At 69.1% G+C, this 6,618-nt stretch carries 8 protein-coding genes; 4 read left to right on the top strand and 4 right to left on the bottom strand.

Going from position 1 to position 6,618, the window contains the following annotated elements; all coding sequences use genetic code 11:
- Nucleotides 1–89: 89 nt before the first annotated feature.
- Nucleotides 90–323, bottom strand: a complete 234-nt coding sequence (locus D7V77_RS02460; RefSeq protein ID WP_158619458.1) for a DUF4177 domain-containing protein — start codon at nucleotides 321–323, stop codon at nucleotides 90–92.
- Nucleotides 324–591: 268 nt separating this feature from the next.
- On the opposite strand from D7V77_RS02460, the gene D7V77_RS02455 reads away from it, so the two are divergent.
- The 4 genes from D7V77_RS02455 to D7V77_RS02440 are packed head-to-tail and all read left to right on the top strand — an operon-like array spanning nucleotide 592 to nucleotide 4,254.
- A complete protein-coding gene (locus D7V77_RS02455) occupies nucleotides 592–1,236 on the top strand; it encodes an EcsC family protein (protein ID WP_121776939.1) in 645 nt (214 codons plus the stop codon).
- A gap of 56 nt (nucleotides 1,237–1,292) precedes the next feature.
- On the top strand, nucleotides 1,293–2,573 hold the full coding sequence (locus D7V77_RS02450; protein WP_120574662.1) for an ABC transporter substrate-binding protein: 1,281 nt from the start codon (nucleotides 1,293–1,295) through the stop codon (nucleotides 2,571–2,573).
- Entirely contained in the window at nucleotides 2,570–3,448 is an 879-nt protein-coding gene (locus D7V77_RS02445) for a carbohydrate ABC transporter permease (RefSeq protein WP_120574661.1), read from the top strand. Before D7V77_RS02450 ends, D7V77_RS02445 begins: the two co-directional genes overlap by 4 nt.
- Nucleotides 3,445–4,254 (top strand): carbohydrate ABC transporter permease, encoded by an 810-nt coding sequence (locus tag D7V77_RS02440; RefSeq protein WP_014392992.1) that lies wholly within the window; start codon nucleotides 3,445–3,447, stop codon nucleotides 4,252–4,254. Before D7V77_RS02445 ends, D7V77_RS02440 begins: the two co-directional genes overlap by 4 nt.
- Before the next feature lie 8 nt (nucleotides 4,255–4,262).
- Here D7V77_RS02440 and D7V77_RS02435 read toward each other — a convergent pair whose 3' ends face one another.
- The 3 genes from D7V77_RS02435 to D7V77_RS02425 all read right to left on the bottom strand — a co-directional run bounded on the left by D7V77_RS02435 (nucleotide 4,263) and on the right by D7V77_RS02425 (nucleotide 6,513).
- Nucleotides 4,263–4,475 carry a hypothetical protein gene (locus D7V77_RS02435; RefSeq protein ID WP_120574660.1) on the bottom strand — a complete coding sequence of 71 codons (213 nt, stop codon included), beginning with the start codon at nucleotides 4,473–4,475 and terminating at the stop codon, nucleotides 4,263–4,265.
- 49 nt (nucleotides 4,476–4,524) lie between these two features.
- Nucleotides 4,525–5,181 carry an NAD(P)-binding oxidoreductase gene (locus tag D7V77_RS02430; protein WP_120574659.1) on the bottom strand — a complete coding sequence of 219 codons (657 nt, stop codon included), beginning with the start codon at nucleotides 5,179–5,181 and terminating at the stop codon, nucleotides 4,525–4,527.
- A 111-nt stretch (nucleotides 5,182–5,292) separates the two neighbouring features.
- Nucleotides 5,293–6,513, bottom strand: coding sequence for a phosphatidylserine/phosphatidylglycerophosphate/cardiolipin synthase family protein (locus D7V77_RS02425; RefSeq protein WP_233596618.1), 1,221 nt, complete (start codon nucleotides 6,511–6,513; stop codon nucleotides 5,293–5,295).
- Nucleotides 6,514–6,618: the final 105 nt, after the last annotated feature.

Raw genomic sequence — 6,618 nt, 5'->3', positions numbered from 1 at the left:
AAGAGACAGGGCCTGGAGCTCGCGGGCCTCCTCGGGGAAGAGGGCGAGGGCGGAGTAGGGGTTGCCTTCCCAGGGCGGAGGGCCCGGGCTCATTCCTGCTTCGTCCGCTCGAAGACGCACACCAGCCAGGAGCCCGTCGCGGTGCCACAGCCCTTGGTCGCGGTGACGGCGCGGTATTCGCTGGAGTGCAGCTTCCAGCCCTGCGCGGCGTAGTTGTTGAGGAACTTCGCGAAGTCGCCGCAGCGCTTGGGGTTCCAGCCCGGGTCCGTGGAGTTGCAGCCGGGGGCGGGCGGGACAAAGGCATCCACGTGATACTCGTACATCCAGGGCTCCTTCGGGGTGTCTGGGATTGGCGGCGGATGCTGTCTCAGGCCGGCCGCGTGGCAAGAATTCATGCTTCAACCCATTGCGTGGGTTTGGCCATACCCCGTGCGTGGGATGGCTCGGACCTCGACGGGCCGGCAGGCTCGCGTGGGACGCCGCGTATGGGGTTCGCGTGCCTGCCTGGAGGACGGACAAGGAGGGGCCGCTCCAGCAGGGGTCCGCCGCCGGTTAGGATGCGGGGCTGGCCTCATCGTGGAGGATGGACGCATGTCGAAGCCGCTGGAAGTCGTGAACGCCGTGCTGAACGCGGGCTTCGATGGTCTGGGGCCGCTGTGTAGCGCGACGGGGCTGGCGGACGAGTACCTGCGGGACACGCGCTACGCGGACCACGAGGCGCGCATCAATTCGCTCATCCACTGGGAGACGGGGAAGCTGTTCACCACGGGCTTCCTGGCCGGACTGGGCGGCCTGCTCACCCTGCCGGTGTCGCTGCCCGCGGGCCTGGGCGTGTCGTGGATGGTGCAGGCGCGGCTGGTGGGTGCCATTGCTCGCATCCACGGGCATGACGTGGAGGAGGACCGCGTGCGGACCCTCACGCTGCTGGCCATCGTGGGGGACATTGGCAAGGAAGTGGTGAAGCAGGCCGGTATCGAAGTGAGCCAGCAGCTGGGCATGCGCGCGCTGGAGGCCGTGCCGATGCATGCGCTGAGCAGCATCAACCGCGCGGTGGGCTTCCGGCTGGTGAGCAAGGCGTCGCAGAAGGGCGTCGTGAACCTGTCGAAGGTGGTGCCGCTGGCCGGTGGGCTGGTGGGCGGCGCGGTGGATGCGCTCGCGTGCCGCGCGGTGGGGGCCACGGCCCGGCGGTTGTTCGCTCCAGGGCTTGGGGCCCTGGTGCCCGTGTCACCTGGATGACCGGGCGCAGGGCTTGTCGTTGACGGTGGGCCTTCGCGCTGGAGTCATCCGGGCGCATGGGCCGCCTCCTTGTCCTCCTCGTCGCGCTGGGCCTCGCTGTTGGAGGCTGCCGGCGCTCGTCCGAGGAGGCGGGCACGGGGGGCCGCACTCGCATCGTCTTCAAGTTCCAGCCGCTGTGGGGTGACCCGAAGCCGTTCCGTGAGCTGCTGGCGCAGTACGAGCGCGCCAATCCGGACGTGGAGTTGGTGACGGAGGCGCTGCCGAACTCGTCGGACCTGGCGCACCAGTTCTTCCTCACGTCGTTGCAGGGCAAGGCCACGGACTTCGACGTGCTGGTGGCGGACGTCGTCTGGGTGCCGGAGTTCGCTCGCGCGGGCTGGGTGGCGGACCTGTCCGAGGACTTCCCCCCCGAGCGCCTGCGCCAGGAGTTCCTGCCCGGGCCGGTGGACGCAGTCGTGATGAACGGGCGCACGTACGCGGTGCCCTGGTACGTGGACGTGGGCGTCCTCTACTACCGCTCGGACCTGGTGCCTCGCGCGCCGCGCACCTACGAGGAGCTGCGGCGCTTCACTCGCGACGCGATGGCGAAGACGCCCGGCATCCAGGGCTACGTGTGGCAGGGCCGGCAGTACGAGGGCCTGACCTGCAACGTGTACGAGGCCATCTGGGGCCACGGCGGGCAATCCCTGGGCGAGGACGGGCGCGTGCTCCTGGAGACGGAGGCCGCTCGCGAGGCGCTGGCGTACCTGCATGGGCTCATCGCGGACGGGTTGTCTCCTCCCACGGTCACGGGCTTTGGCGAGGAGGAGTCGCGGCGCGTGTTCCAGGAGGGCCGCGCGGTGTTCATGCGCAACTGGCCCTATGCGTGGAGCGAGGCGCAGGCGGAGGGCTCTCCCATCCGGGGCAAGGTGGGCATCGCGCCGCTGCCGACGAAGGATGGACAGCCGGGGTGGGGGACGCTGGGCGGGTGGCAGCTCGCGGTGAACGCGCATGTTTCGCCCGCGCGGCGCAAGGCCGCGGCCCGGCTCATCGCTCACCTGACGTCGCCGGAGGCGAACCGCGTGCTGGCGCTGCACTACGCGCGCAACCCGCCGCGGATGGCCCTGTATGACGACCCGGAGCTGCGTGCGGCGGAGCCGTTCATCGCGAGCCTGAAGGAGGCGCTGGTGCGGGCTCGCCCCCGGCCGGTGACGCCGTACTACCTGCTCATCGCGGACGTGCTGCAGAGCGAGTTCTCCGCGGCCGTGGCGGGCCTGCGGACTCCGGAGGTGGCGCTCACGCGGGCGCAGAAGCAGGTGGATCACCTGACCGGTGAGCAGCCTCCGGAGGAGGAATGAGGGGCGCGGGTTCGCAGGCTCGGGAGCGGCGGCAGGCGTACCTGCTGGTGGCGCCCGCGGTGGTGGTGCTGGCCGTGGTGGCGCTGTACCCGGTGCTGGCGGCGATATGGCTGAGCCTGCACCGGTTCATCCTGGTGTTCGGCGAGCGGCGCTTCACTGGGTTGGAGAACTACGCCTACCTGATGGGGGACGTTCGCTTCTGGTCCGCGCTGGGGAACACGGCGTACTTCACGGCGGTGGCGGTGACGGTGGAGCTGCTGCTCGCGGTGCCGTTGGCGCTGCTGCTCAACCGCGCGTTCCCGGGGCGGGGCTTGTTGCGCGCGTCGGTGCTGGTGCCGTGGGCGATTCCCACGGTGGTGAGCGCTCGGCTGTGGGCGTGGATGTTCAACCCGGACTACGGGCTCATCAACCGGCTGCTGGGTGGGGCGGAGATCAACTGGCTGGGGGCGCCGGGGTATGCGTTGCACGCGGCCATCCTGGTGGACGTGTGGAAGACGACGCCCTTCGTGGCGCTGCTGGTGCTGGCGGGGCTGCAGGGCATTCCGGAGGACCTCTACAAGGCGGCGCGCGTGGACGGGGCGTCGGGGTGGCGGCAGTTCCGGTCCATCACGATGCCCTTGCTGAAGCCCGCGCTGCTGTTGGCGGTGCTGTTCCGGTCGCTGGACGCGTTCCGTGTGTTCGACGCCATCTACGTGCTGACGGAGGGCGGACCGGCGAACACGACGGAGACGCTGAGCATCTACGCGTACAAGACGCTGATGCGCTCCGGGGACTTCGGGTACGGCAGCACGCTGTCGGTGGCGACGTTCCTGTGCGTGGTGCTGCTGGCGGTGGTGTGGCTGCGCTGGCTGGGGCGCGAGGAGGGGCGGCGATGAAGCGGCCAGGGTTGGGCACGGCGCTGGCCGTGGTGGCGTTCCTCACGTTCTTCCTGGGACCGTTCCTGTGGCAGGTGCTCACGAGCCTGTGGCCGGACGGGGAGTTGACCCGGCCGTGGCCGTCGCACCTGACGGGGGCGAACTACGAGAGTGTGTTGTTCGGGCGGCCGTTCCTGTGGGCGGTGTTGAACTCGCTGGTGGTGGCGACGCTGACGACGGTGTTCTGCCTCACGGTGGGCGCGTCCGCGGCGTTCGCGCTGGCGAAGCTGGAGTTCCGGGGGAGGGGACTGCTGCTGTCCGCGGCGCTGGGCGTGTCGATGTTCCCGCCCATCGCGACGGTGAGCCCGCTGTACCTCATCCTCAACGCGGTGGGGCTGAGGGACAGCCTGGTGGGGCTGGCGTTGCCGTACACGACGTTCGCGCTGCCGCTGACGCTGTGGGTGCTGACGTCGTTCTTCCGCCAGCTTCCGGACGAGCTGTACCGGGCGGCGCGGGTGGATGGGTGCACGCCGGTGGGTGCGTTCCGAAGGGTGTTGTTGCCCCTGGCTGCGCCGGGTCTGGCGACGACGGCCATCCTGGTCTTCATCTTCGCGTGGAACGAGTTCCTCTACGCGCTGACGTTCCTGTCCACGCCGGAGAAGCGCACGGTGCCGGTGGCCATCAGCCTCTTCGCCAGTGAGTACAAGGAACCGTGGGGAGAAATCGCCGCCGCGTCGGTGGTGGCCACGTTGCCGCTGGTGGTGCTCACGGTGCTGTTCCAGCGGCGCATCGTGTCCGGACTCACGGCTGGCGCTGTGAAGGAGTAGGCGCGGGCCTAAAGCTGCTCTCGCGTACGTCTCAAGTGCTCCGCGATTTTTCGCTGCACGTCTTCAATGCTCATGGAGTCATCGAAGGCTTCCTGCGAGGCGTCACTGCCGCTTGTGTTTTCATCCAGGCTGAGCAGCAGCTTGTACGCAAGCCAGGCACGTTCCAAAGGGGGCAACTTCAATGCCTGTTCAAAGACCTCTTCAACGGTAACGGCTTCCATGGTTCCTCCTCGGTCGCGGAGGAACCTTCCTACCTGAAGGGTCTGACAGCTACCGGCCTACCGCTTCGACCTCCGCCCACAGGCGCTTGCCCTCAAGGGCCGTGTCGAGCGGTGCCCGTCGCTCCGAGATGCGCAGGAGCACGGCGGCCAGTTGATCCAGGTGCATGGGCTTCAGGTGGTGCAGCAGCGGCAGCTTGCCCAGCGTGTGCAGGATGCCGGGCGGTGCGTGGTATTCGCCCTCCAGCGCAGGGGGCCGCACCATCGTGTAGGGGATGCCGCTCTCCCGGACGATGCGCTCCGCTTCCGCCTTGGCCTTGAGGTACGCGCCCACCGGGCTTCCCGCTCCCACCGACGTGAGCAGCACGAAGTGGTCCACCCCCGCCGCCTTCGCCGCGTCCACCAGCTGCCGCGTGGTGCCGATGTCGCTCGTCTCGTAGGTGTCCCCCGCCGCGAAGCGCTTGCGCATCGTGCCGATGAGCTGGAGCACCGTCGTGCTGCCCTTCATCGCCTCCGCCAGCGCGGGCCCGTCCGCCAGCTCCAGCACCGCCTTCTTCGGCCAGGTGTTCGCGGGCTCCGTGTTCGCGCTCTTGGGGCGCACGTGCGGCGTCACGGAGACGCCCTGGGCCAGGGCCTGCCGCATCAGCGTGCGGCCCGTCGCGCCCGTGGCGCCCGCGACGAAGAGATGACGAGGAGCTGCGCTGCTCATGGCGATGCCTCCCGGCCGCGACCCTCGCGGCCCCTGGAGCGTCTCTTGAGCACACGGCCCGCCCCTTGCCCACTGTTTCCAGGGGGCACGCGTGAAAGCGGACAGCCAGCCTCAACGTCCGGCGCGCTCGGCCTGGACCTCGCGCGCCTTCGTGAGGTCGTCCAGGAAGATGGCTTCCAGCTGACGTGCCGCCTCCACGTCCTCCAGTACGAGTGAACCTTCTTCCAGCAGATTGAACGACAGCGCGTCGTAGTTGATGGACCCCACCAGGATGAGCCGGTCATCCACCAGCATCGTCTTCGCGTGCATCATCGACGGCTGGTACTCCCAGAGGCGCACGCCCGCTGCCCGCAGCGTGTCGTAGCTCTGGCGCTGGAGCAGCGTGATGGCCCGCTGATCATTCTTGTCCCCCGGCGCCAGCACCCGCACGTCCACGCCCGCGCGTGCCTTCTCCACCAGCAATGCCGTCAGCGCGTCGTTGGGCGTGAAGTACGCCTGCGAAATCCACAGCCGCTTCTTCGCCGCCTTCACCATCAGCTGCGTCAGCCGCTCCGCGCGCGTCACCTCCGGGTTCGCCGTGCTGCTGACGAAGGCCGCCCAACCTTCGCCCGCGGCGTCCAGTCCGGGCTGCTCCACCGACAGCGTGGGGAAGTCCGTCTGCGGCAAGAGTTCGCCCGTCGACTCCTGCCAGTTCTCCGCGAACGCCTGCTGGAGCTGCGCCACCACCGGGCCCTGGACCCGCACGTTGGTGTCTCGCCATTCCTTTTCGTTGCGCGCGTCACCCAGCCACTCGTCCTGGATGGCGAGCCCGCCGGTGATGGCCACCTTGCCGTCCACCACGAGAATCTTGCGGTGGTTGCGCGCCAGGTTCTCGTCCGCTGGCAGCGGGCGGAACAGGTGGGCTTCGCAGCCGGCTGCTTCCAGCCGGGGCTTCACCTCCGTCTCGAAGGGGCCGCTGCCCAGCGGATCCACCAGCACGCGGCAGTGCACGCCCTTCCGGGCGCGCTCGGCCAGCGCTTCAATCATGCGGTCGGACGCACGGCCCGGCCGCCAGATGAACATCACGATGTGAATGGAGGCGCGGGCCCGGCCGATTTCTTCCACCATCACGTCGAATACGGCGCCGTTGTTCGCCCACCGGATGCGGTTGCGCGGTTCCATCCGCACGCCCGTCGTCTGGTACAGCGCCGATGCGAAGCCCGCCCCACGCGATCCCACCTGCCCCGTGAGCTGGAATGGACGTGACGACTCCTTCGTGTTGCACGCGGACGGACATCCCGCGAGCAGCAACGCCCCCATCACTCCCCCCAACCATCGTCCGCCCTTGCCCACGTCCGTTGCCCGCGCCTCCTGACCTTCAGGGGTAGGCACCCCCGGGTGACGTGTCACCCGTGAGCACGAGACGAGTGTTCTCTGTCCACGGTGTGGGTGTGCGCA

Source organism: Corallococcus sp. CA041A, assembly GCF_003612075.1.
In the GTDB taxonomy this organism is placed as follows: Bacteria; Myxococcota; Myxococcia; order Myxococcales; family Myxococcaceae; genus Corallococcus; species Corallococcus exiguus.
The sequence above is the reverse complement of the archived record's forward strand: the minus strand, read 5'-3'. Positions and strand labels throughout refer to the sequence as shown.